This window comes from Paenibacillus sp. LBL, from assembly GCF_029893715.1.
GTDB lineage: Bacteria > Bacillota > Bacilli > Paenibacillales > Paenibacillaceae > Paenibacillus_AQ > Paenibacillus_AQ glucanolyticus.
Genome location: NZ_JARXYU010000001.1, coordinates 473,974 through 497,391 on the forward strand (window position 1 = coordinate 473,974; position 23,418 = coordinate 497,391).

At 50.8% G+C, this 23,418-nt stretch carries 20 protein-coding genes, 1 tRNA gene and 1 pseudogene; 8 read left to right on the forward strand and 14 right to left on the reverse strand.

Going from position 1 to position 23,418, the window contains the following annotated elements:
* The first annotated feature begins 1 nt into the window (after position 1).
* Complete coding sequence (locus tag M2277_RS02310; protein ID WP_148246795.1) at positions 2–964, forward strand: YqhG family protein; 963 nt, start codon at positions 2–4, stop codon at positions 962–964.
* 145 nt (positions 965–1,109) lie between these two features.
* A complete protein-coding gene (locus M2277_RS02315) occupies positions 1,110–2,150 on the forward strand; it encodes a hypothetical protein (RefSeq protein WP_280754050.1) in 1,041 nt (346 codons plus the stop codon).
* A gap of 160 nt (positions 2,151–2,310) precedes the next feature.
* Here M2277_RS02315 and M2277_RS02320 read toward each other — a convergent pair whose 3' ends face one another.
* Positions 2,311–2,502, reverse strand: coding sequence for a YqzE family protein (locus M2277_RS02320; RefSeq protein WP_006211646.1), 192 nt, complete (start codon positions 2,500–2,502; stop codon positions 2,311–2,313).
* A 152-nt stretch (positions 2,503–2,654) separates the two neighbouring features.
* On the opposite strand from M2277_RS02320, the gene M2277_RS02325 reads away from it, so the two are divergent.
* Both M2277_RS02325 and M2277_RS02330 read left to right on the forward strand, forming a co-directional pair.
* Positions 2,655–3,458: an N-acetylmuramoyl-L-alanine amidase gene (locus tag M2277_RS02325; protein WP_280754051.1), complete on the forward strand. Its 804-nt coding sequence runs from the start codon at positions 2,655–2,657 to the stop codon at positions 3,456–3,458.
* 200 nt (positions 3,459–3,658) lie between these two features.
* Positions 3,659–5,887 (forward strand): methyl-accepting chemotaxis protein, encoded by a 2,229-nt coding sequence (locus M2277_RS02330; RefSeq protein ID WP_280754052.1) that lies wholly within the window; start codon positions 3,659–3,661, stop codon positions 5,885–5,887.
* Positions 5,888–6,059: 172 nt separating this feature from the next.
* On the opposite strand, the gene M2277_RS02335 is transcribed toward M2277_RS02330, so the two are convergent.
* The 3 genes from M2277_RS02335 to M2277_RS02345 form a co-directional block, all read right to left on the reverse strand.
* A complete protein-coding gene (locus M2277_RS02335) occupies positions 6,060–6,947 on the reverse strand; it encodes a divergent polysaccharide deacetylase family protein (RefSeq protein WP_280754053.1) in 888 nt (295 codons plus the stop codon).
* Between the two features lie 237 nt (positions 6,948–7,184).
* Complete coding sequence (locus M2277_RS02340; RefSeq protein WP_006211650.1) at positions 7,185–7,508, reverse strand: DUF6944 family repetitive protein; 324 nt, start codon at positions 7,506–7,508, stop codon at positions 7,185–7,187.
* 150 nt (positions 7,509–7,658) lie between these two features.
* A tRNA-Leu gene (locus tag M2277_RS02345) sits at positions 7,659–7,742 on the reverse strand.
* Between the two features lie 177 nt (positions 7,743–7,919).
* Here M2277_RS02345 and M2277_RS02350 point away from each other — a divergent pair.
* Positions 7,920–8,339, forward strand: coding sequence for a YhjD family protein (locus M2277_RS02350; protein ID WP_006211651.1), 420 nt, complete (start codon positions 7,920–7,922; stop codon positions 8,337–8,339).
* Between the two features lie 78 nt (positions 8,340–8,417).
* On the opposite strand, the gene M2277_RS02355 is transcribed toward M2277_RS02350, so the two are convergent.
* The 4 genes from M2277_RS02355 to M2277_RS02370 all read right to left on the reverse strand — a co-directional run bounded on the left by M2277_RS02355 (position 8,418) and on the right by M2277_RS02370 (position 10,269).
* Positions 8,418–8,747 (reverse strand): carboxymuconolactone decarboxylase family protein, encoded by a 330-nt coding sequence (locus M2277_RS02355; protein WP_006211652.1) that lies wholly within the window; start codon positions 8,745–8,747, stop codon positions 8,418–8,420.
* Between the two features lie 68 nt (positions 8,748–8,815).
* A complete protein-coding gene (locus M2277_RS02360; RefSeq protein WP_006211653.1) occupies positions 8,816–9,034 on the reverse strand; it encodes a hypothetical protein in 219 nt (72 codons plus the stop codon).
* A gap of 125 nt (positions 9,035–9,159) precedes the next feature.
* A complete protein-coding gene (locus M2277_RS02365) occupies positions 9,160–9,489 on the reverse strand; it encodes a hypothetical protein (RefSeq protein ID WP_006211654.1) in 330 nt (109 codons plus the stop codon).
* Positions 9,490–9,699: 210 nt separating this feature from the next.
* Positions 9,700–10,269, reverse strand: coding sequence for a xanthine phosphoribosyltransferase (locus tag M2277_RS02370; RefSeq protein ID WP_006211655.1), 570 nt, complete (start codon positions 10,267–10,269; stop codon positions 9,700–9,702).
* A 254-nt stretch (positions 10,270–10,523) separates the two neighbouring features.
* On the opposite strand from M2277_RS02370, the gene M2277_RS02375 reads away from it, so the two are divergent.
* Positions 10,524–11,570: a YkvI family membrane protein gene (locus M2277_RS02375; protein ID WP_036641641.1), complete on the forward strand. Its 1,047-nt coding sequence runs from the start codon at positions 10,524–10,526 to the stop codon at positions 11,568–11,570.
* A 73-nt stretch (positions 11,571–11,643) separates the two neighbouring features.
* On the opposite strand, the gene M2277_RS02380 is transcribed toward M2277_RS02375, so the two are convergent.
* From M2277_RS02380 to M2277_RS02390, 3 genes are read right to left on the reverse strand one after another with little or no spacing between them, the layout of a single operon-like run.
* A complete protein-coding gene (locus M2277_RS02380) occupies positions 11,644–14,850 on the reverse strand; it encodes an AAA family ATPase (protein ID WP_148246793.1) in 3,207 nt (1,068 codons plus the stop codon).
* Positions 14,847–16,154: a metallophosphoesterase gene (locus tag M2277_RS02385; RefSeq protein WP_280754054.1), complete on the reverse strand. Its 1,308-nt coding sequence runs from the start codon at positions 16,152–16,154 to the stop codon at positions 14,847–14,849. The genes M2277_RS02380 and M2277_RS02385 overlap by 4 nt, the downstream gene beginning before the upstream one ends.
* Positions 16,155–16,163: 9 nt before the next feature.
* Positions 16,164–17,300 (reverse strand): glycosyltransferase family 4 protein, encoded by a 1,137-nt coding sequence (locus tag M2277_RS02390; RefSeq protein WP_040680853.1) that lies wholly within the window; start codon positions 17,298–17,300, stop codon positions 16,164–16,166.
* Positions 17,301–17,408: 108 nt separating this feature from the next.
* Here M2277_RS02390 and M2277_RS02395 point away from each other — a divergent pair, with 108 nt between their 5' ends.
* Positions 17,409–18,572, forward strand: coding sequence for a GGDEF domain-containing protein (locus M2277_RS02395; protein WP_280754055.1), 1,164 nt, complete (start codon positions 17,409–17,411; stop codon positions 18,570–18,572).
* Between the two features lie 195 nt (positions 18,573–18,767).
* Positions 18,768–20,153, forward strand: a complete 1,386-nt coding sequence (locus M2277_RS02400; protein WP_280754056.1) for an RsmF rRNA methyltransferase first C-terminal domain-containing protein — start codon at positions 18,768–18,770, stop codon at positions 20,151–20,153.
* A 169-nt stretch (positions 20,154–20,322) separates the two neighbouring features.
* Here M2277_RS02400 and M2277_RS02405 read toward each other — a convergent pair whose 3' ends face one another.
* The 3 genes and pseudogenes from M2277_RS02405 to M2277_RS02415 all read right to left on the reverse strand — a co-directional run bounded on the left by M2277_RS02405 (position 20,323) and on the right by M2277_RS02415 (position 22,921).
* Positions 20,323–20,889 (reverse strand): NADPH-dependent FMN reductase, encoded by a 567-nt coding sequence (locus M2277_RS02405; protein ID WP_148246790.1) that lies wholly within the window; start codon positions 20,887–20,889, stop codon positions 20,323–20,325.
* The gene (locus M2277_RS02410; RefSeq protein ID WP_280754057.1) at positions 20,886–21,959 is read right to left on the reverse strand and encodes an LLM class flavin-dependent oxidoreductase; all 1,074 of its coding nucleotides are present in this window, start codon (positions 21,957–21,959) and stop codon (positions 20,886–20,888) included. The genes M2277_RS02405 and M2277_RS02410 overlap by 4 nt, the downstream gene beginning before the upstream one ends.
* Positions 21,960–21,974: 15 nt before the next feature.
* Positions 21,975–22,921, reverse strand: a pseudogene (locus tag M2277_RS02415) (ring-cleaving dioxygenase).
* Between the last annotated feature and the right edge of the window lie 497 nt (positions 22,922–23,418).

The window sequence follows — 23,418 nt, forward strand, 5'->3', positions numbered from 1 at the left end:
TATGACCATGACGCCGCAGCAGGTGCAGCAGCACTTCATGGCCTATTTGGAAGCCACCGAATGCACCGTCATTGAAAAATCACCTGAGCATGTCACGGTGAAACTGTCCCCGCAGGCCGATAAAATGCTCACCAACCGCCCGTACTACTGGGGCTTTGTGGAACGTACCGGCGCTCCAGCCGAAACGTTGTCGTTCAACTTCGTCTTTGATCCGGATAAATACGATGAACGGCTCGCGAAGACAAAAGAGGCGGAAGTCAAAGCTCAGCTCGCGGCACCAGCGCAGGATCCGCTGCTGGCCCGCTATTACGGAAATGCGCCGGTACTCCCTGTCCTTGGACCTGGCCGGATTCAACGGGAAAATATCGGTTATGGCAGCAGCCGGCTCGCCCAAATCTGGAATGCAGCCCGCGAGGAAGGCAAATGCGTTTATCTGTTCCAGCAGCGCGATACCGAGCCTCGCCCCCGAGGGCGCTCGACCCCTTATGAGCAGTGGCTTAGCGTCTGCTTTAAGGTAGAGTTCAGCTGCGATCTGAAGCGTGAGGAGTTGTTCTTTCTAGGAATCTCACTATCCAGCCGAACGATTGCTCAAGATTTCCCGGCTATCCTGAAGGGCCGCGACCTTACGCCCCGATTACCGGAGAGCGTTCATGTACGCCCTGCCGTGCTTACCCTTCAGCAGGCCGTATCCACGCTGGAGAACCATCTGATCGACAAATTGAGCAAGCTGGATTACGACTGGGCTGAGAAGGCAAGAGAACGTCTGAAGGATGAGTTTCTGGTGATCGATGGCTATTACGAGGACTTGCTCAAGGAGCAGGACGAAGAGAAAAAGGTACTCATTGAGGAGCAATACCGGAACAGAAGGTCCGAAATGCAGTGGCAGTACGAGCCAAAAGTGAGCTTGTCCGTCATAACCTGCGGCTTGTTTCACCTCTGTTCGCCCGTGGATGCCTCTTCATGACGCCCCTCTACAAAAGCAGGCAAAAAAAGAACCTGTCCCCCTTCCCCTGCCGCGACAGCTTGCAACAGCCTTTGCAGAGCTTGTCCGATATGATCATTGTTATCACATCCACGGCGCGTAGAGCCAAGGAAAGGCGGTTGATGATTTGAAGCTTTGGAACGTAAGAATCTTCAGCAAATCGGATTCACCCTGCAACTACCGGTCTCTCCGTTATAAATTGTTGTCAGCCTCTGTCATGATAACGGCCATTCTGTGGTTAGGTGCGGTAAATCCACTGACCAGCACGGCTGCAGCCAGTAATGGAGGTATCCATGGTACGCCAACGTCAAGCAGCCCCATTCTGGCTCAGATACCGGGCAGTTTGGTTGATTTTGCCGAGGAGACCGTGGATCATTTATCGGTACATGCACCGTTTACCGCTTGGGACGAAGCAGAGATGGAATTCACCCCCCTCGGTCCGGGCACACACGGCTGGCTGATCACAATTTCGAGCGAGGGTATTCCGCAAGGATATATGATTATTAGTGCAGCAGACGATGGTAGTTACATCCTAAGCGAGTACGGGATCGGCTCCACCCTTCCCTTCAGCCAGGCGCCGCTGAATGAGCGCCTCGCAGCAGAAGGTCTTCTGAAGACAGGCGGGGTATTACCCCAAGGAAGTATCGTCCGCAAACTGTATGATGTATCACCTGTGTGGCAGGTTCAGCTTCCTGGCAAGAAGCCAGTTTATTTTAGCGCGCTGAACAGTGAGGCATTACCGGATGAACCTCAGTCGAGCAGAATCAAGGCATTACCAACACCTCTGTTAGCAGCGACAAAAGGGATCGTCACTTCGACATCTTCGAATGCTTGGCTTGCCGAGACACCCAATCTATCAGCCGCAGCCTCCGAGGATCCTTACGATAATCTGCTCTGGCTGACGTCAGCCCATCTAAACGCTGGCAGTAGTGCCGATCTCCGGAATCTACTACAGGAGCACTCTGCTCTGATATTCAAGTCCAAAAAAAGCAATGCCGCCTTCGGATCCCCTTTCAGCTTAACTGGCTGGCATCGCTGGTCTTCGGGGAATCAGCAGAATCCGGCTGCGATTTATGTATCGGTTCCTCTGCGGGATAGCGACACCCTTCGCTTTTTGCCAGCATCTCATCTGATCGGGCAAGGCCAATTCTATGCACAGCCGGAATAGAGGGTTTCAATCTAAGCACTCCTTCTGAAATGTAATTCAACCATCTGCCCTCATCGTTTTAAACATACAGACTAAACAGGACGCTGCCCTCTGAAGGGCAGCGTCCTTTGTTACACTGTATAAGATGTAAATTCGGAATTTTGTGAGCATGAAGCTCCAGCTACTTTTGCCTTTTTTTACGTTTGGAGGTTACGTCTTCTTTCCATAACGACATAGAGAACGGAATCATACCGAACCAACGGGTGGTCCAGGATTCCTTGACCCTTGCCTTGCGCCGGATATCCTTAGGTGTATCTATATAATGAACTACGCGCTCCGTAATGTACTTAATTAATTCATCGCCGCTAGCCATATGAATTCACTCCTTATGGTTTATCCACATCCCATTATCAGTTTGCTCCGTTTCAATGGATTCTAGACGCTGGAATATGATCGGCATGAATTTTCCGCAAAATGCACATTCTAATCAAGCCGAAATTTTTTACGTGAAAGAAGGAATCCATCATGGTTAAGGCAGCAGGGGTATGCATGCTCCTCCTTGCACTGGCAATTCCGAGTTCTGTCGCGGAGGCTTGCCAAGCAAAAGAACAAGCCATGGCGCCCCCCGCTCAATCCGTTTATCAAAGTTCAATACAGTCAACCCAGCTTCTGTCAGAAACGCCGGAATCCACCCAATCCTCCGGTAAAGAAACCGACCACACCCAGCTTCGGCATCTGCACCCTTTTCCTTATGATGTCGTTCTGATTGATGTAGGTCACGGCGGAATCGATGGCGGTACGTCCTATGGCGACATTCTAGAAAAAGATATCAATCTGGCCATCTCACGCCGACTGTTCATGCTGCTTCGCCAGGAAGGTTATCATGCCGTGCTGAATCGCGATGCCGATTATGCCCTTAGCGATGACAACCGCTGGCATCGAACCTCCTCCAGACACCGCCGCGATCTGTCGCAGCGCAAGCAGCTCAGCAGCGAAATTCCGACCAAGCTCGTGGTCAGCGTTCATGTGAATTGGGGGAAGAATTCCTCCAAACGAGGCGGGATCGTGCTCCATCAATCCGAAGGCCGGAGCACTTTGCTTGCCGATACTATCCAGGAACAGTTGAATCTGGTGTATAACAACAGCAATCACATCATGCTGGGCAAGCCCTATTATCTGCTGAATCAAACCAAGGTGCCTGCGGTTATTGTAGAGACCGGTTTTCTGAGCAATGTGGAGGATCGGACGTTGTTGACCAGCCGCAACGGCCAAATGAAGATTGCCGAGGCCATTGCCGACGGGATCATAAGTTATTTAACAGCTCTGTAGTTCAGAGCTGTTTTTGTTTAGACAGGGGAACTTCTAACGATCTAGGACCTAAAACCCGATCATACGTTAATAAATCTAACATCAATATGAAAAAAGTATCATTTTTTTCAAAATTCCTTATCGAAATTTCAAGAAACTGTGGTAGTATAACTAACATGTATAAAGATACATTACTCAAATAGGGATTGGGGGAGATCGCTATGTTTGACTGGCTTGGCTATCGCCAGGGACTTCCGCTTTGGATTTCATGGCGTCTGAATCGTAAGTTGAAGGAAGATGTTGAAGAGATATTTGAAGGCATTGCCGAGACACGCAAAGAGCTGCTGTTCTCGTGGAGTCATGAATATTGGGGGCATCTGGACCGCCTCAAGGAGCAGCTGGACAAGCTTCATGCTTCAGGAGATTGCAGCGCGCATTCCTTGTCTTCAGACTCTCGAATGAATCAAGAGCAGCTGTTCTCTGCCCTTTACTCGCGCGCTTCCGACTTCACTGAATTGTTTGTGTTGAACCCCTCCGGTGAGGTCACGTATTCTACATACGCTTCACATATTGGTACAACCTATGATGACGGAAGTCAGTTGGGCCGTGCTATCCATCATCTCACCGGTCTTGGAACCGGCAAATTACTCTTCGGACCTTACGGCGACCCCATCACATTAACCATCGGTCCTCGAACCTCCACTTTTCACGACAAAATGACACTTTTATTCATGAATGCGCTCCATACAGACGGAGCTTTTGCAGGTATTCTGTGCGGGCGAGTGCCTAATGACGTCATTGGGGATTTAATTCAGCGGGAATCCGGACACATATACCCTGACTCCGGTGACAACTATATTTTTATGGCGAAGCCTGAGTTGAATCTTCACATCGCTCCGGGGACGGCCCTTTCAAGAAGCCGATTTGAAGATCGCACCTTTACCCACGGCGAGAATTTGAAGGATGGCGTTACCACCGACTGGGGTACGGTATCAGTCAAAGAGCATACTGAACTTGAGCTTATGTTCACCGATCCGGCAACAGGTCAACTCCATCCAGGGGTGGCCAGCACCATCCGCAACGGCGACAATCTGTTTGTTGCCTTTCCCGGTTACTCCGATTACCGCCATATACCGGTGATTGGCAAGGGCGTGACTTTTCGCTTGCCCCATTGTCCGGATGACTGGGGGATGATGTGTGAAGGCGATTTGGAGGAGGTCTACCGGATTCGCAGCATAAGATGGAGACATTCCAGGCTGCACAGCGCGTCCACGCTTCTCTCCAGCGTAATGACTGCTGCGATTGTATATGCTGCCGCCTCCCATTTATCTCCGCTAGCTGCCGCCATTATTGGCTTGGCCGCATGTCTGATTACCGGTCTCCTCACTTCTGCTCTGGTGGGGCGCAAGGAAATTGAACGGGTGGCGGATCGCCTTCGCCGTCTAAGCCGATTCATCCGCATTAATGCCGAAGGCACAGGCGACCTTACCCAGCGGCTGGATACCCGTCACTTCGACCATGACGAAACCCGCGAGTTAGCCAAATGGATCAACAATATGATCGATTCGCTGGAGAGTATCATGATGCAGGTGAAATTGACCGCAGGCGATGTTTCCTCCAGTCAACAGATCATGAATGACACAACCGCAGTTACTGTGACGTCCGCACAGCGGGTCAGCAGCAACATCAGCGAGATGATCCGCAGCATGCGCAGCCAGCTTCTGGATATTGATGCCGTCAAGGAGCGCGCGGAGCACATGCGGGAGACGCTGCGCCAGCTTGAACAGCAGGCCAATGAACAGATCGATGTGGCCAAGAACGAGGTGGTCCGCATCGGGGACAAGATGTCACACATCTCTTCCAAAGTCGAGGAAACAAACCATACCATCCGCATCTTCATGCAAACCGTTCGGGAGATAAAAGGTGTGCTGCATGTCATCGAGCAAATCTCATCACAAACACATCTTCTCGCCCTGAATGCATCGATTGAAGCCGCAAGAGTCGGAGAACATGGCCAAGGCTTTGCCGTTGTTGCATCCGAGATCCGTAAGCTGTCCGACCTGACGAGACAGTCCACAGAGGAAGTCCATGGCATTATCAGTCATATCTACAAAGATGCCGAGTTTGCGTTTCAATCCATGGAGGAAGGGACCAAGGTGGTGCAGGAAGGCAATCTCCTGGTTTCCGCAGCCTCCGAGCTGTTAACGGCGGCGGCCGAGGATGATCTTCGGAAGCATCAGGCTGTTGATGAAGTGGTTCAGCTGATGGAGAAGATTGCTTCGGTCAGCAAGGAGAACCGCAAGATCTCCAAGGACGTGGAGAGCAGGGTTCAGGAGCTTTCCCGGGAAATCGAAAGCGTAAGACACACCTCCGGCAATGTAGAAGTCATTGCAAATTCCATGCAGCAGCTGGTGGGACAATTCAAGCTCAACGATTCCCGCATCCGTTAATTGCAGTTTCACCAAATTAAACAGGCCTTCATGCTTCAATCAAGTCGGTAATAGCCTGTGTCTTGTTGGAAGGCTGTATGTTTATAACAATGAGGGAGGCTCGGGCATCTAAGCCCGAACCTCCCTCATCTTCGTACCGATTTTGACTAATCCAGCAATTAAACGGGACGCATTAATACGTCGGCAGCGGATTAGGCCTCCAGCTTGAACGCTCTCTAACCAAATCGCTAATACCAACAAACTCAACCTTTTTTTGCAGCTCCGGAATGGAAACTTTCAGTGCTTCTGCCGTTCGGGTGCCGAATACGCCAACATGCCCAATGGCAATGCAGGATGTTCTTTCTTCCGCATGCTGTGCCGCCGTCACGAGCTGCTTGCTTACATGCTGTACCGTATGAACATCGTCCAGGAAAATATCATTGGCAATCGCTGGCATCCCCTTCTCTGCCGCCAGCTTGCCGACCACGCTGCGGTAATTGATTTTACTATCGATAAAGAACAATCCTCTTTCCTTGCACACATCAAGCACAATCGACATGATCCGTTCATCACCTGTAACCTTGGAGCCCATATGATTGTTAATCCCAATCGCATACGGTACGGAATCGATCGCCTCTTCCATTCGTTTACGAATCTCCTCATCGGTAAGCGAGCTCAGAATGGCGCCAGGTCCAAGCCAGGAAGCTCGTCCCTGTTTAGGCTCCATGGGCATATGGATAATAACATCATGTCCCATCTTATGCGCGGACTCTGCATCCTTTTTGCTTGTTGGCAAAAAAGGCATCACGGCAACCGTAATCTTGACAGGCAGACTCAGCATCTCCTGAGTGCCCTTCTGACCATTGCCAAAGTCATCAATGATGACCGATAATTTACTTATTTTCTGCCCTTTGCCAGACTGGTTGTTCAGAGGCTCCTCACGTAACTGCCTGGTTAGTTGAACAGGAGGCTCAGCGGCGTTGGCCGTCCCTGCAAAATATCCGCCCCCCTGTGTTCCGTTTGCGATCCCACATATCATACACAGCAAGAAGACAACCGAATTTCTAAATACCTTCCGCATTGTTCACGCCCCTTTCCTTTCACCATCATACTTACCAGACCTAACCGTATTATTTGAGAAAAGTTATTCAAATATGTAACGCAGCAGCTGAATGTTAACATTCATTAGGACACCAGGCACAAGAAACCTCTCCGTTCAAGAAAATAAAAACAAGACACCTCCCGTCACAGGTAAACGCCTTGTTTCTTTTTTTGAGTATGTTCAGTTTTCCTTCAGAAGTGTTAAAAGTGTTGTCATTCAAGGATGCTCCTCTCCCGCAATAACCTGCAGCGCATTTCCGACGGATTGCAGAAGATTGCCGGCAGCCGTAAGATCGTTAGCTTTCTTATTCATGGCTGTGCCCCTCATTTTTGTGCTAATCTCTGCCTGAGCCGCATTGGCTATCGACTGCATCGCATTTCCAAGAACAGAGAGTCTTCGGCCTTCAGCCTGCAATTTCTTTCGTTTGGACAACTTTTTGGTTTGACCCAGAGCAGCAATATTCGTTCCCAACGCTTGCAGCCAAGCATAAGCCGCAAGCTGCTCTTGGAGACTCAAATCCTTGGCTGACAAGGCAATCACCTACTCTCAACTACCTATATCTATATCACTATCTAATATAATACGTGCATTCCATCTCTTTGGTATAAGTCATTAACCCTGTCCCATAGAATCTCCACGCAAAAAAAACTCGTAAACTGCAAAGCAGTTTACGAGTTTTTTTCTTTAGGATGCGGTCGAGAGGACTCGAACCTCCACGGGGGTTAGCCCACACGGACCTGAACCGTGCGCGTCTGCCAATTCCGCCACGACCGCATATTGCCTGTCTGCCTCGAGTCAATCTCTAATCAGCGGCGACAAGATATATAATATCACGCTGAATAAATGGAGTCAACACTTTTTTTCAGCTTGATTAAAAACCTGATTTTCGGTTAAAATAAGAACATAAGTTCTCATTAAATAACCATTTACTATATAAAGGCGGTGAAGTTGATGGCCATACCGGCTGTTACGACGGAAGAGCGAGCGTTGATCAAGAGTTATCTGCTTCTGAGGTTCATCCATAAAGTGTTTGAGCGGGATTGCCGGATCATCCAGGAGAGCGGTGTCTTCAAGACCCCTCAATTGTATGTGGAAATGGTAGGTAACGGTGCCAAACGGGCAGCTGTCCTTCTTCGTGAAGTGAAGCAGGAGTTCGCCAAGCGAACGATCAAGGTTTATGACATCGTACAGAGCCAGGACGGAATTCAGGCACGGTATGCATGCCGGGGTTACATCGGATCGATGAATATTCTATGGCCATCCTTCCGCGAGGAGATGATGGACCGCATGCGCGCCTATCTCGGGCTGGTTCCGCCTGAGACCGAGACGACCGAGCATCCGGTTGCTCCTGCCGCTGCATTCGCCCGCTAATTGCGGCCGTTCAACAGAGAATAACCGTCTTCCCGGCTGCACAATACGCCGGATAAGACGGTTTAATTTGATCGTGCCTTAGTGAAGATTATGCTGCACACGGGTCAATCCCTGCGAGAGAGCATGTCCAGCACTAGCGGCAGACGCTACTGCTACAGCCTCCATAATTTGAGCATCCGAGGCTCCCTTGGCACGGGCCTCTTCCATATGATAGAAGGTACACAGCTCATTATTGGCGAACAGCCCAATCCCGAGCGCAATCAGCTGTTTCGTTCTCTCATCCAGCTCGCCATCCGAAAAACAGACGCCGGTAAACTGATGATACGCCTCTGCCATCTCGGGCATGCTCTGCTTTAAATTCAGGATTTCATTTTTATATGCCGAGATCTTATCGTTGGACATTTCCATCGTCTGAACACCTCTTCTAAATAAAATATTCTAGAGGTTAAGTTGTCCGACGAGTTCCAAATCTATGCCTACTCTTCAATCGGGCTCACTCTCGGCTCTTTTTTCAACTGATAGCTGTACCTGCGATCCAGCTTGACTACACGCCGGTTTCGGCGGCGGATGATAACCTGCTCCGGGTCCCAGGCGACAACAAAGCCGATAATATCATTGCTCTCCAAGCCGTCCCGCACAACCCGAACCAGCTCACCGGAAACCCTTAATTCATCAAGTCTTTCATCACTAATCATCGCCATGCCTCCTTCATCATCCTACTCTGCAAAAAAAGACCTAAATGAATATCATTTAGGTCTTTTGAATGCGATGCCATACGCTATCGATAAACATCCTGATTAAGGGATGTTCTATATACCCATTAACGCTGTGCCGGCTCGATGCTGTCATTCTTCTCGTACCAGAAGTCCAGAACGGTTGAAGACATCACACGCTTCTCGATATATTCCACTTGCTGAGGTGTGAACTGTTCCTTCCACTCGAAGGAAACCTCCTCACACAATCCGGCAATCGTCAGCAGTTCTGACCAGGCAACATAGCGTTTGTACCAGAAAAACTGAGGATGTTCAATCATATAGGGATATAGATCATCAAACTCCGTATGTTTACAATCCAAAGCACGTTCAAAATGTACCTTTGCTTCATTCAGCTTATCAATCAAAAACGGCTCGGTTACAGGTTGTTTCCCCATGGTGCTGCCTCCTCTCTCTTGCCTACCTCTTTATTATAAGCGAAAATCACGGAGGCGAAAAGAATTTGTTGCGATTTTAGGCGGAAATCCATCTAAAATCAACTACGAATTTCCATATTTCATATCTCATGGCACAGGTACAAACGTTCATGACCTAAGGCCTAGCCCTCTTCACTTGCACGTTGAGTCGCCTATGCCGATTCTAACGATTTAGCTGAACGAAATTTTACCATCTTCAAGTGAGGAAATCGTAACTAGCGACTCCACATGAACATTTTGCTCACGCAAGGTTCTTGCCCCAGCCTGGAAACTCTTTTCGATCACAACACCCAGCCCGATTAATTCAGCGCCTGCCCGATCAATGATTTTGATCAGACCTCTTGCTGCATCCCCGTTGGCAATAATGTCATCAATGAAGAGCACCTTATCATGTTCCCCTATAAACTGGCGTGACACCATAATATCCGTAACAATTCCTTTGGTGAAAGACGGGACGCGCTCACACAAGGCATCGGGGTCAGCCAGCAGTGTTTTCTTGCGTCGGGCGAATACCATAGGAACTCCCAGTTCAAAAGCCGCAGCAAATGCCACTGAAATGCCGGAGGATTCCAGCGTAACCACCTTGGTCACACCGCTTTCTTTAAATCTTGCCGCAAACTCTCGGCCCATCTCCATAATTAAAGCCGGGTCAACCTGATGTGTCAGCAGCGCATCCAGTTTCAGCACCTGCTCCGACAACACGACACCTTCTTTAATGATCCGCTCTTTCAACCATTCCATCAAAAAGACCTCCCACGATTCCTTTGTCGTAAAAGTAACATATTCCTCCCTGTACGGCAAGTACAAACGATCACTCCGTCATTTAAGTGTACGGTTTCCGTCATAAATCCTAACATCAAGCTCCATAAACAGACCAACCAATGACATAACCCCCTTATTAAGCGTACGCTCGGACAGGTTGGAGTCATGTCCCAGCTGTGTGAGGCATACCTTGTACTATGCAGAATTAATAACTTTCAAGGGGGCCGCGGCGCTTGCGTAATTATATGCGTGTTTTACAGATCGCCTTTACATATATTGGAACGATTGTGGGCGCTGGCTTTGCTACCGGTCGGGAAATCCTTCAATTTTTTACCCAGTATGGGCACTGGGCAACACTTACCATTCTGCTGACTACCGGATTATTTATCTGGCTCGGCACCAAAATCATGACGATATCCAAACGGATCGGCGCCCAATCCTTCGAAGACCTGAACAAGTTTCTGTTTGGGGAGAAAGCCGGGAGCTGGATCAGCCTCTTTATGTTTATCATCCTGCTTGGTGTGAACAGCATTATGCTTGCCGGTGCCGGATCCGTTTTTGTGGAGCATCTGAATTTAAATTATCAGACCGGATTGTTTGTAACGATGATCGGAACTTATTTTATTCTTAGAAAAGGCATTCAGTCCATCATGACGATGAACAGTCTCGTCGTTCCCATGATGCTGACCCTATCGGTTGCTATTGTCTCTCAAACGATTCACACACCGGGAGCCACCCGGTTCTTAACATTGACGACCGACCACAGTCTCCCTTCGGTTTGGCTTGCGCCGCTGCTCTACACGGCCTTTAACCTGGTGATGGCGATGCCGGTGCTGGTCCCGCTGGGCAGTCAAACGGAGAGCGCTCGCACCGTAAAATGGGGCGGCATCATCGGAGGTACAGGCGTAGGATTTATGCTGATGGCAGCCCATTTTGCGATGTCCGCCCATATGCCCGGCATTTCCCAATATGAAATTCCGATGGGCAGCATCGCCAATCAGCTGGGCTGGCTTGTTCAGATCATCTATCTCATTCTGATCTTCCTTGAAATATTCAGCACGTTTGTTGCCAACATCTACGGGATCACGCTGCAGGTGCAGCAGCGCACCTCCCTCTCGCCAAGAGTGATTACCCTGGGTATCATGGTGTTCTGTTATTTCTTCAGCCAGTTCGGTTTCAGCTCCCTGCTCTCCTTGCTCTACCCCACGTTCGGAGGACTGTGCCTGCTGTGGGTGCTCCGTCTGACTCTGTTCGGAACACCTCAGGTGAGGGACAAATAAGGAGCAAATAAATAAAAATAAATGGGGCTGTCCCAAAAGCACGTCATCAAGTGCCTTGGGACAACCCCATTCTTTATGACTGCAATGAAATCAGCTGCGCACCGGGTATCTGTGCCTGCGTTTGTTCAGCCACATGCCGGTGACAGGTCATCATCACAACCTGCCGGGTACGCGATAACTCCGAAATCAGCCGCAGTGCATGCCCCAGCCGTTCACCGTCGAAATTGACAAACAAATCGTCCAGCAGCAGCGGCAGGCCTTTTGCATGAGGCATCGACTGGATCAGCCCAAGACGCATGGCCAGATACAACTGCTCCGCCGTGCCTCGGCTTAATCTGCTGCTTTCAATCAGCTCGCCTTCCGGACGTTCTGCCAGCAGACTCTGGTCTCCCATCCGCATCACAATCCGGCTGTACAGGCCGCCGGTAAGGATCGAGAAATAGCGGGAAGCCAGCTGTAACACCTGAGGCTGTTTCTCCTCTTCATATAAACGACGTGTGCGCTTTATGAATTCGGAGGCCATCGAACGAACCGCATACTGGGAGACTAACTCCCTTAGTGCGGATCGCAATTCCTCGAGCTGCTGCAGGGCCGAATCCTGATTGCCCAAGGATTCCAGTGACTCCCGCTCCTGAAGCAGCCGCCCGCGCCGCTCCTGAAGCTCATCCCGAAGACGGGCCTCAGTTGAAGCAGACTCTTCCTTCTGGTTGCACAGAGCTTCCAGCTCCGCAGCATCCGTCAGCTCCAGCAGGTGTTCCAGCTGCCCGCGGCCTGCATCGTTCCAGCCGCTGAACATCGTAATTTCATGATGACGGATGATGCGAATCAGCTCTTCCCGCCGCTTGGAAGCCGCCCCCATTCGGAGAAACGATTCTTCATCAGGCGACTGGGATTGCGCAAGCAGGCCCGCTTTGCGCTGCTGCAGTTCATCTGTCTCTTCATTGATCGCTGCTGCTTCCTTGCGCAGCTCGGCAATCCGTTCTGCCAGCACCTTACGCTGCCGCGTATCCTCTTGGTATTGCTTCCATCTGGAATGGAGATTCCCAAGCTCAGCCACTGTCAGGCTCTTGCTATCGTTAAGGTCACCTTCCGAATCAACCGCAAATATCTCATGGCATCGGAACACGTAATCCTCCGTCTCTCTTAACAGGACATCCATTTTCAGTCCAAGCGATCTCTTCTGGCGGATCAGCTCCTGCCCTTGCTCCACTTGAACGAACACATCCAGCATCACATCCGGAGAAAGCTTCTGTGGAAGAGCCCTGGACATCAGCCAAGACTCCCACTTCCGCTCCAACTCGAAGTATCGCTGCTCCTCCTGCTGAATCGTTTGAAGAACCGTTTTGAGTTCAGCAGCTTGAAGTGCGGCTTTCTCCTCGGCCGCCGCACAGTCCGAGCTTAATCGATCCAGCCGCTGCCGCCAGGCCTGCCATCCCTCCATCACAGACCGAAGCTCGCGCATCTGTGCCTCTACCGTTAAGGGATCATGTGCCATCGCTGCGGTTTTGTCCCTTCGGCTGCCCAGATTCGAGCTCGCAGCGGCATAGGGGGCAGCGATCAGCATGGAATATAGATGGTTGATCTCTTCTGTTCCGTACCTGTCATGAGCGGATATTTCCTGAGGCGGTACTCCATCAACGACCAGCCCGCGGCGACCGCTCCAGTATACATACCCCATACCGAGCAGCATCATAATGCTGGAGATTACTGCGGCTTCCGGGGTCGCCGTCCAGAACAAAACCGCTGCCAGCAGCAGTGTCATGACCGCCATACCCGCAAGCAGCACCGAATGCATTCGCGGTAATCGGCTGTTCACCGGCCTGCTAGAGGAAGCCGCTTCAGGCTGAGTCCGGCTCAATCTTGCTTCACGCCAACGCTCGATCTCCAGCTGAAGCTGATTCCATAGCGCAGCGGTTTCCTTCGGCGCTGCCGGCTTTATTATGGCAAACGTCTCTTCCCCCCGCTCCGCCTCCTCACGCAGCTGCCGCCGGGTTTCCCGGAGCGCCGATTCAGCTGCTGCCGCCGAACGCTCGGCGCCTCGCTGTTCAATGAACAACGCCTCCATCCGGCGGTCATATCCACTGAAAGCGGCGCTGATTCTCCGCACCTCGTCACGCTCAGCGGCGGATATCGATAAGGCCAGCAGCTCCTGCTGAGTCCATGCCGGATCTATATCCCGAAGCAGCTGCTCCAGCCTGATCTCTTGCGACTTATATTCGGCTGTGAGCTCTGCGAGTTCCCGATTCGCTGCTTCATAAATATTACGCCTCGACCACAGATCCTCAATCGCTTCGCCATACTGTTCCATAAAAGCGTTCGAGGCAAATGCCTTCAGCTTATCCTCTATTTCCTCTATCGCCCGTTCGGCACGAAGGGACTGAGCAAGAAGAAGACGCTCTTCCTCCTGCATTTTTTCGTATCGGGTTATTCCATCAGCAGGAAAGGCATCACTGTCCATCAGATCCTTTAATTCCAGCCTGGCCTCACGCCATTCCAGCCAAACAGAACGGATCTCCACCGCTTTTCGAAGCAATGCCAAATCTCCAGCATTCCTGGCGCGCTCCTGCTCCAGCAAATCCAGCCGTTCCTCAGCCTCCTGGATGGAAGCAGCAACCTCGTTATAGCGGGGAACATAGGCCTGGCTCTCCCTAACCTGTGCCCTCAATTGCTCTATGGACTGCAGGAGCTTGGCCGTCTGCTGCACTTTCCCGCGAGGTTTATACAGCTTGTCCATCTCCGTAGACAGCTTGCGCTCAGCATCCAGTATATTGGCGCCGCCGCCAATTCCGGCATGAAACAGATAGCTGCTCATCTCCGCGGATTGAAGGCTGCGGATTTCCTGCAGCTCGCTTAACGATATGGCAAACAGCTGACGAAACATATCCCTGGATACGCCGCCTAGAGCATACTGCTCCAGCTCCTGCTGTCCAAGCTCCATGACCATACCGTTTGCTATTTGTTTATGAATATGTAAACGGTCACCCTTGCCAGCCGCCGAGCCGGTCTCCCTGGACCGGCTGTAGCGCTTGATGACCCATGGCACACCCTCTTCATCCAAAAAGCGCAGCTCACCCCCATGAATTCCTTCATCAGCAGGCGCGCCGCGCTCCGCCGGTGAGCCTTTGCCGGGAAAACCGTAGAGCATGGCTCTGATAAAATACAGCACGGTACTTTTTCCCGCTTCATTCGGTCCGTAAAGCACGGTTACCGGTGCTTCAATCGTCAGGCTTTTGTCACGCACTGCTCCAAAGCCCTGGATGTTCATCCGCTCAAGTCTCATGCTCCGGCACCTTCCCCCTGCGAACGGTCACGCAGCAGTAACCCCAGCGTCAGTTCCTCTGCCCTGCGAAGCCAATCCAGCATCTCTTCCGGGCTTGTGTCATCGAGCAGAGACCGGATTTCGGCGTGCTCGAGCAAAGGCTCCACACTCCTGGCAGCAATTCCATCCGGCTCATGAAGCCTTCCCTGTTCCTGCCTGGCGAGCCGAAGCAAATCCCCCGCAAAGCTGTCCTCCTGCAGCAGCCGCTCTGTATCGATTGCGTCCCCCGATTGAAGCGTGAAGCTCTCAATCCAGACGCAGCCGCGATAACCGGACATCCGTCCCTTCGCAGCCTCTCTTCTACGCAGATCGGCCAGCAGCTCATCCAGCACATATCCGCCTTCAAGCTGGCGATGAACCGGGCTTCGACCCGTGATCCGAACCCGGATCATGCTCAGCTGCTCCGGGTTCTCCCGGGCCGTGTGCGTAAGAATCCGCTCCAGCGACAGCCTCCACGCATCGACGTCCTGGGTAGAATCGATAGGAGCTTCTACAACGTTCCAGCGCATGGAATCCAGCTCGTGGAAACAGAGCTTCGTGTTGAAATCTTCATCAACATCGACGACATAACAACCCTTGGGGCCGGTCTCCCGAACGTGGCGTCCCTGGATATTGCCCGGATAGACAATGTAAGGAGATTCCTGCAAGGTACGACGGGAATGAATATGTCCGAGCGCCCAGTAATGAAATCCGGCGTGGATCAAATCCTTTTTTGAGCAGGGCGCATAGGTTTCGTGCTGCGGGTCTCCATCCACATTGGCATGCAGCAGTCCAATCTGATACAACCCGCTGGTTGGGGCTGGATATCGTATCGCAATATTATCCGTTACCTTCGAGGTTGGATACGACATCCCGGTAATGACCGCCACCTCTTCACGGTCTGAACGACGAACCGCCGTTACGCTGGCAGGCTCGCCCCCAAACACATGGACATGGGAGGGCAGCGTCATCGAGAGCTTGGTACTGTCCAGCGGATCATGGTTGCCATGAATCGCATATACCGCAATCCCTTCCTTACCCAAACGCTCAAGGGCCTCCATGAATCGGAGCTGTGCCCGAAGCGAGATGTTGGAGCTGTCATAGATATCCCCGCTGATCACGATAAAATCAACCTGCTGATCCATGGCGAGCCGAACGAGCTGATCCAGCGCGCGAAAAGTCGAATCTTGAACGAAAGACCGCAAGCTGTCATCAAGTCCGCTTATGCCGATAAACGGACTGTCCAGGTGTAAATCTGCGGTATGAATAAATCGAAAAGATGCCATAGCCGATCCCTAACTCTCTATCTGGGGTTGAAATTTCAAATACATTTTCTTCAGTTCATTCACCGACCTGGCCAGGGAGTACTGGTTCTTCGCCTTATCCGAAGCGGTTCGGGCAAGCTCATAACGATACAACGGATCACTGATGACCTTCTCGAGTGCAACACTCAATGCCATCGGGTCTTCCGCCGGTACAAGCAAGCCGTTCACCCCGTCCTCAATCTGCTCGGCAATACCGCCAACGTCAGTGCCGACCAGGGCCAGCGAGCTTAACGCAGCCTCTGCAAACACCGAGCCGAACGCTTCCGCTCTTGAAGGCAGGACAAAGATGTCAAAGAACGGCATAAATTCCTCAGGATGCAGCGTATATCCATAAAAAATCGTCTCCTGATAAATGTCGAGCTCCTTCGCCATCTCCTCAAGCTCCTGACGGGAAGGTCCGTCGCCGATAATATGAAGGACGTAATCGTATCCCTTCCGTTTCAGCTCCGCGCAGGCTTGAAGCAGAGTATCCAATCCTTTGGCAGGCACCAGACGGCATACCGTAATAAGCTGTGGCACCGCATTTTCATGAGGAACCGGCTTAAATCGCTTATCGTCAAATCCGTTATGGATAACCCCGATCGATTCAGGCGTGTTCACATACGGCGACATGTAAGCCTTGAAGGAATTTGATACCGTCAGCAGGCGGTCACTGATATATTCGAGCTCCCTGTACAAAGAAACCAGGAATCGGTGCTCAAGCCCCCCCTCCTTGATCCTTCCGTTCAGAATGAGCTCACGCTCGTAACTGGAATGCACGGTTTGAATCAGCGGAACCTCGGGGAATACGGCTTTCATGGCCATGCCTGCAATGGGATGATGACTATGAATGAGATCATAAGGCTTTTGAATGCGCAGACGCGTCCACCACAGATAGTCCCGGTACGTTTGAAGGTATTTGGCAACTATCGGACTTTCTTCGTATTCTCTCCAATCAAAGGTATGGAATATTGGATCCTCATGGCCTTTGTTGCGGATCCGCTTGGGCAGCCAGAACATCTCCATCTCCCAACGGGAAGAATGAAAACGCTCCTGCAAATAAGGAATCATGGACGAGACGCCACCTGGTTGTTCTGGAGGGAAAAATAATGCCTGAAGAAGTTTCATGGGGATCCCCCTTTCTCTAAATCTCTTTTCAGATTCTTTTTCGATATGATATATTAGAACATATGTTTCATGCAAAGGAAACCTATCCCTTTTCAGGAGTGAATCGATTTGTCCTATGAATTGAGCTACTGGTCCACTTCTCCACTACCCACCATATTTGCTGTTTGCGGAGCGTATATCGCCCTCATGATGCTGATCATGTGTCTGTTTATGTACAGCAAGCAGCGCAAGAATGCTTACCTTTATATGGCGGCAGCTTTCCTCTTTATTATGACATACGAGGGTCTGAACATCCATTCAGCATTGACGGGAATGCCTGTTTTTTCACCGGAATCGGACATTTTACGTTTTATCCAGCTTTTTTCGTTTGTCCTGCTGAACGTCTCGGTTGTCATGCTGTACCGTAAAATCAAGACCATGCATTACTGGCTTCCATTGCTGTCAGCCGCACTGCTTGTGCTTCCGCTCATTCTTCCTTCTTTCCTTCCTTTCACCCTAGATCCGATATGGCAGAGCATATATTTTGATTGTTTTCAATTCGTTGCCCTCTACCTGGCTTTTGTCAAGGTAACCCCTCGTATCGGACAACCGGTTAAATATGCGATGGGGCTTGCCGTGTACACCGTTTGGGGTATTTTGCAATCCATACATACCTATTCAAACACCCTGGCTTCTGTACTTCAAGGGTTTGCGCTCGCGCTGCCGGTGCTGTTCTACAGCATTGTATTTTTCATTTTATTCAGACGCATCGTCGAGCTGATGCAATCCATATACCGCTCTGCCATCACAGACGGATTGACAGGGCTATACAATCGAAGGCATTTTATGAAGTATCTTGATCATTACACGTCGCAGGAACTGAAAATATCCGCCATTTTCTGTGACATCGATAATTTCAAGAAACTCAACGATACGCAGGGCCATGCCAGAGCCGATGAAGTGCTGAAGCAAGTCGCCGCCATTATGGAGGAAGAGCTTGAAGGAATCGGGATTACAGGCCGGTATGGCGGCGAGGAACTGGTCGCCTTGGTGGTTGACCGCAAGGTCAAGCCCGCTCAGGTTGCCGAGAATATTCGGGCCAGGGTGGCAAGCGAAACCATCGTAACCCTCAGTATCGGGTACAGCGTGCTGCGCAAAGGCGTTCGTGGTGACGAGCTTATGAAACAGGCAGACAAAGCGATGTATCATTCGAAGACAAACGGCAAGAACAAGGTGTCCGATTACCGGTCCATGAAAACCGCGTCAGCAGAACCGAAGGAATCTGCCGGATAACACAGGCGGCAGGGCTGCCCTCTTCGTATAGAGGGCAGCCCTTTTTTAGCTTGACATTTCTTTACTAGTACCGCAACAACGTGATAAACTAATGACCGATTCCTTAAAGCCAGAGAACGATCAACTCTGAACAGGAGTTTTTTTGCCTTTACACTTCAAGATGCTATTTATTCTATAGAAGGAGCTATTTAACGAATGAGAAAGGAACTATTGCCTGTAGGCTATGTTACCAGTATGAATGAAATACTCGGAGATGCTTCATATGACTTCTGGGACAGCTACGATTCGCCCCGCACCCATGGACTGCGCCTAAACCGGCTGAAAGCGGTTCATGACGCAGACAACCTAAAGAACCTGATTCGCCAATTCCACCTGACAGCGGTGCCTTGGTGTGACAGCGGATATTATTATGATGATAACGAGCGTCCAGGCAAGCACCCCTACCATGCCGCCGGACTATATTATATTCAGGAGCCCTCTGCAATGTCAGCAGTAGAACTGCTGGATCCTCAGCCCGGGGAGACCATCCTGGATCTTGCAGCGGCTCCCGGCGGTAAAACAAGCCATATTGCGTCCAAGATGATGGGGCAAGGGCTGCTCGTTTCTAACGAAATCCACCCCGAACGGGCACGGATCCTGGCCGAGAACGTGGAGCGTATGGGCATTAAGAATACTGTTGTTACGAGTGCGGCCCCGGACCAGCTATCCCGCCGTTTCGTTGCCTGCTTTGACCGGATCATGCTTGATGCTCCATGCTCCGGTGAAGGCATGTTTCGAAAGGACGCCGCAGCCATTGCCGAATGGTCCCACGATCATGTGGAACTGTGTGCTTCCCGGCAGTGGGACATTGTCCAGGAGGCCTACCACATGCTCAAACCCGGAGGAACGCTGGCTTATTCCACCTGTACATTCAATAAGGCCGAGAACGAGGAAATGGTCGGGCGTATTCTCAAGCAGTATCCCGACATGGAACTGAGAGAAATGAAGCGTTTATGGCCGCATCTGGAACGCGGCGAGGGGCATTTTGTTGCCGTCTTGACCAAATCGCCTGCCGGAGTTGTAAGTCAGAACATGGAGTCGTTGTCAACAAACAGCAAACTTCCGGCTAAATCAAGACAGAGCGGCAATCAACCCCCTGCGCAGTCCGCGTTGGACGCGTTTCTGGACTGGGCGAAGCAGGACATCCCCGGCTTTGAGCTTAGCGGCGGCAGGCCGATCTTGTTTGGCGAGGAGCTGTACTGGCTCCCGGTCAGCGAAGGCTGGAATTGGAATGACCAGCAGCTTAAGGGACTGAAGATGCCCCGTGCAGGACTTCACCTGGCGCATCTGAAGAAGAACCGGATCGAGCCCGCACATGCCCTTGCTATGTCCTTGAAACGCGACCAAGCTGCGAGAAGCTGGGATCTGGCCTCAGATTCGGCGGAAGTAGCCGCCTATCTGCGGGGAGAGGTGCTTTCGATTCCTTCCGAATACCGGGGGTGGACTTTAGTGACTACAGATGGACTCCCCATCGGCTGGGGCAAATCCAGCGGCGGTCAGCTTAAGAATCATCTGCCTAAAGGCCTGCGGAATCCGAAGTGATATTCTGATTCAACGAACTGCAAGAATGACACGGTTCGCTGAGCCTGAATGATTATCTCCCGATATCTTAAGTCCAACGGAACACCAACAAAGGGGTTATCCTTTCTGCAATTACGCAGAGGATAACCCCTTGTTCATCTTACCTTATCTATTGTGTGTCTTCATCTTATCAAAAATCATAGGCTGCATCTTTGGCTTCCTGAATGGCTGTCAGCACGTTCAGATGCATTACCGTATCTTCCACCAGCCGATCAATCCGAAAGAGAATATCGTCATTTACGATTTCATTGCGGTGAAAATCCTTTTCCTCGATAAACACGTAGGTTGGTACGATATGTGCCTTCATATAAGACAGAATCGGCTTTAACTGCTGCTCTATCATCAGAAAATGCCGGGCTGATCCTGCTGTCGCCAGCATGCTGACCACCTTGCCGCGAAATGCGTTCACTGGCAATAAGTCAAAGATATTTTTAAGCGTTGCCGGAATCGAAGCTTGGAAAGTAGGCGTTCCGATGATGATTGCGTCTGCCTCCATAATCGTTTCGGCCACATATTTCGTATCTCCATCATACTCGCGATAATCCCTTCCATCCCCAAACACGATGGTGTATTCCGCCAAATCCAGCAAAGTAATCTCGGCATTCGGATATTGAGCGCGGGCTGCATTCAAGGTATAGTCCATCGCCGTTTTGGTTTTGGTGCCGACGTTCGAGCCGGCGATTCCTACGATTTTCATCCGATATTCTCCTTTGTTTTAGCCGTATGCTTTCGGATCGCCGGTGCTATGACCGTAGCAATAAGCTCAATGTTTTTGGCGATTTTATCAAATGGCAGTCCGCCAAAGTCGATCTGCGCCAAGAAGCGCTGTTGTCCGTACAGCTCATGTTGATAGAGCATTTTCTCAATGATCTGCTGCGGACTCCCGATCATCAGCGCATCACGGTGATCCGTTGACTGGGCGAATTGCTGCTTCGGATAACCGCCGCCTTTGAGCGCCATCATGCCGGAATTAATATGCGGATAGTATTCACGAAGCGCATCCTGCGAGTTCTCTGCCGTATATAACAAGCCGGTGGTTGCTATCGGAAGCAGAGCAGGGTCATATCCGCTGCGCTGCAGCGCTTCACGGTACGCATCAACCGCAAGCTTAAAGTTCCTGGCCGGGCCGCCCAGCGTGGTCAGCATCATCGGAACCCCGGCATAACCTGCTTTGATTGCACTCGCGGGCGGTCCTCCGACGGCGCGCCAGATCGGCAATCTTCCGGATTGAGGCTGCGGAAGTATAGCCGCATGGTTCAGCGGCGCACGGAACTGCCCCTCCCAGGTTACGGTTTCTTCCGCATTGATTTTGAGCAGAAGCTCCATCTTTTCCTCAAACAATTCCTCGTAATCACGCACGTCATAACCTAGCAGGCTGTAAGCCCCGACGCGTGAACCGCGGCCGGCTACAATTTCGGCACGACCCTTCGAGATCAGGTTAAGCGTAGCAAAATCCTCATATACACGCACCGGATCCGATGTGCTCAGCACCGTGGCCGAGCTTGCGATTTTTATATTCTTTGTTGCTTGGGCAATCGCGCCCAGTATGACCGTATGTGCTTGCGTGGTGAAATAAGTCTGATGGCTTTCCCCAACCGCAACTACGTCCAATCCGGCTTCATCCGCCAGCTTCGCTGCCTCGATGAGTTCATGTATACGTTGTTCAGCGCTAATGCGGGTTCCGGTCAGCGGATTGATCATATGCTCACCGATGGAATAAATGCCGATTTCGAGTCCTTTATCCGGATCAATACGATATTCTTTCATGATGTGGCGCCTCCTTTATGAATCTAATGGTGTCAGTTTTGCTTCAATTTCAGCACGTTTGCCCTCTAAGAATGGCGGCAGGTCCAGCCGCTTGCCCAGCTCTTCTACGCTGGAATCTGCTGTGAAGCCCGGTCCGTCCGTCGCAATTTCAAATATAAGATGCCGTTCGCTTCGCGAAAATACAGACTCTTGAAATAAAAGCGGTCGATGATTCCCGTCGACTGGAACCCTCGTTCTATGACAGCCTCATTCCAATAAGCGAGCTCCTCCTCGTTGTTTACACGGATCGCCAGATGGTGTACGCTGCCCCGTCCTGGTTTTTCGCTTGGCCCATCCTGCTGCTTAACTACAATCTCACCAAGCGCCTGCCCTTCAACGGACTGGTATATCGCTTCATGTTCCGAACGTGAAACTTCGGTATATCCAAGAACTTCCGTGAGTGTTGCCGCCATTTTTCCGAGATTGCGTACGGTCATCTCAACCGGCCCCATTCCCAGAATGCGGTGCTCCAGTTCAACCGTGGAATCTTCCCAGGCCGCCCAACCAGCCGGTACCTCGGCACCGTCATGGTTAATCAGAATGAGGCGAAGTCCTTCCGGATCCTCGAATGGAAGTGCTTCTCTGCCTGCGTACTCGGTCATGTCACCATGGGTAACTTCATATTGTTCAAACCGCTGTTTCCAATACTTCAGACTATCTGAGGAGGGAACAAGCAGCCCGATTTGCGTAATCGCATTGGTGCCGCGGACCGTTCTGCCTGCAGCAGGCATTTCGAAGAAGGAGAGCTCGGTCCCGGCACTTCCCGTTAAATCCCCAAAAAACAAATGGTACATGGAAGGATTGTCCTGATTGACAGTCTTCTTTACTCTGCGCAAACCCAATTTCTTATGATAAAACTCATGATTTAACGGAGCGTTCTTCGTGAGCATGGATATATGATGATGCCCTGGAATGTGATGCATAACAATCCCCCACCTCTTTCAATTAACTAATTAAGTGATGTTGTAAAAAATATATATCCATTACGACACCGATCTGTAACGCCCCGCCACGGCGTCATGGCACATATTAGGACGATTTAATTTTCACATTGATAACATATGATTTTCGTACTCCACTGTTTGTATACCGTTTATTCTTTAGTCAGTATCCGAGCTTTCATGAGGTTAAGGGATATGCAATTTCTAATCCAGCTCATGCCTACCTTGGGCATGGATTACCGCTTCTGCAAGCTTTAGCTGCGTTCTGGGCGGATAGAAATAATCGTAACCGAGTTCCCCGAGTCATCAAGTTCATCGCCATATCATCCCATCCCTCCTCCATGCTGCTGTTGCTTTATCTTATTATCAATTTATCAGTTAACTGATTATAAGTCAAGCCAGAGAATCTTTAATTAAAGATTTTATGCTTATAGCTTGCTGATCTTATCTCTTGAATCGAAAGAGTAACAATGGTCGAC

Excerpts from the sequence above, each read along its gene's own strand:
- M2277_RS02310 (WP_148246795.1), top strand. The coding sequence starts at position 2 with ATGACCATGACGCCGCAGCAGGTGCAGCAGCACTTCATGGCCTATTTG.
- M2277_RS02320 (WP_006211646.1), bottom strand. The coding sequence starts at position 2,502 with ATGGCTAGCGGCGATGAATTAATTAAGTACATTACGGAGCGCGTAGTT.
- M2277_RS02325 (WP_280754051.1), top strand. The coding sequence starts at position 2,655 with ATGGTTAAGGCAGCAGGGGTATGCATGCTCCTCCTTGCACTGGCAATT.
- M2277_RS02330 (WP_280754052.1), top strand. The coding sequence starts at position 3,659 with ATGTTTGACTGGCTTGGCTATCGCCAGGGACTTCCGCTTTGGATTTCA.
- M2277_RS02335 (WP_280754053.1), bottom strand. The coding sequence starts at position 6,947 with ATGCGGAAGGTATTTAGAAATTCGGTTGTCTTCTTGCTGTGTATGATA.
- M2277_RS02350 (WP_006211651.1), top strand. The coding sequence starts at position 7,920 with ATGGCCATACCGGCTGTTACGACGGAAGAGCGAGCGTTGATCAAGAGT.
- M2277_RS02355 (WP_006211652.1), bottom strand. The coding sequence starts at position 8,747 with ATGGAAATGTCCAACGATAAGATCTCGGCATATAAAAATGAAATCCTG.
- M2277_RS02360 (WP_006211653.1), bottom strand. The coding sequence starts at position 9,034 with ATGATTAGTGATGAAAGACTTGATGAATTAAGGGTTTCCGGTGAGCTG.
- M2277_RS02365 (WP_006211654.1), bottom strand. The coding sequence starts at position 9,489 with ATGGGGAAACAACCTGTAACCGAGCCGTTTTTGATTGATAAGCTGAAT.
- M2277_RS02370 (WP_006211655.1), bottom strand. The coding sequence starts at position 10,269 with ATGGAATGGTTGAAAGAGCGGATCATTAAAGAAGGTGTCGTGTTGTCG.
- M2277_RS02380 (WP_148246793.1), bottom strand. The coding sequence starts at position 14,850 with ATGAGACTTGAGCGGATGAACATCCAGGGCTTTGGAGCAGTGCGTGAC.
- M2277_RS02385 (WP_280754054.1), bottom strand. The coding sequence starts at position 16,154 with ATGGCATCTTTTCGATTTATTCATACCGCAGATTTACACCTGGACAGT.
- M2277_RS02390 (WP_040680853.1), bottom strand. The coding sequence starts at position 17,300 with ATGAAACTTCTTCAGGCATTATTTTTCCCTCCAGAACAACCAGGTGGC.
- M2277_RS02400 (WP_280754056.1), top strand. The coding sequence starts at position 18,768 with ATGAGAAAGGAACTATTGCCTGTAGGCTATGTTACCAGTATGAATGAA.
- M2277_RS02405 (WP_148246790.1), bottom strand. The coding sequence starts at position 20,889 with ATGAAAATCGTAGGAATCGCCGGCTCGAACGTCGGCACCAAAACCAAA.
- M2277_RS02410 (WP_280754057.1), bottom strand. The coding sequence starts at position 21,959 with ATGAAAGAATATCGTATTGATCCGGATAAAGGACTCGAAATCGGCATT.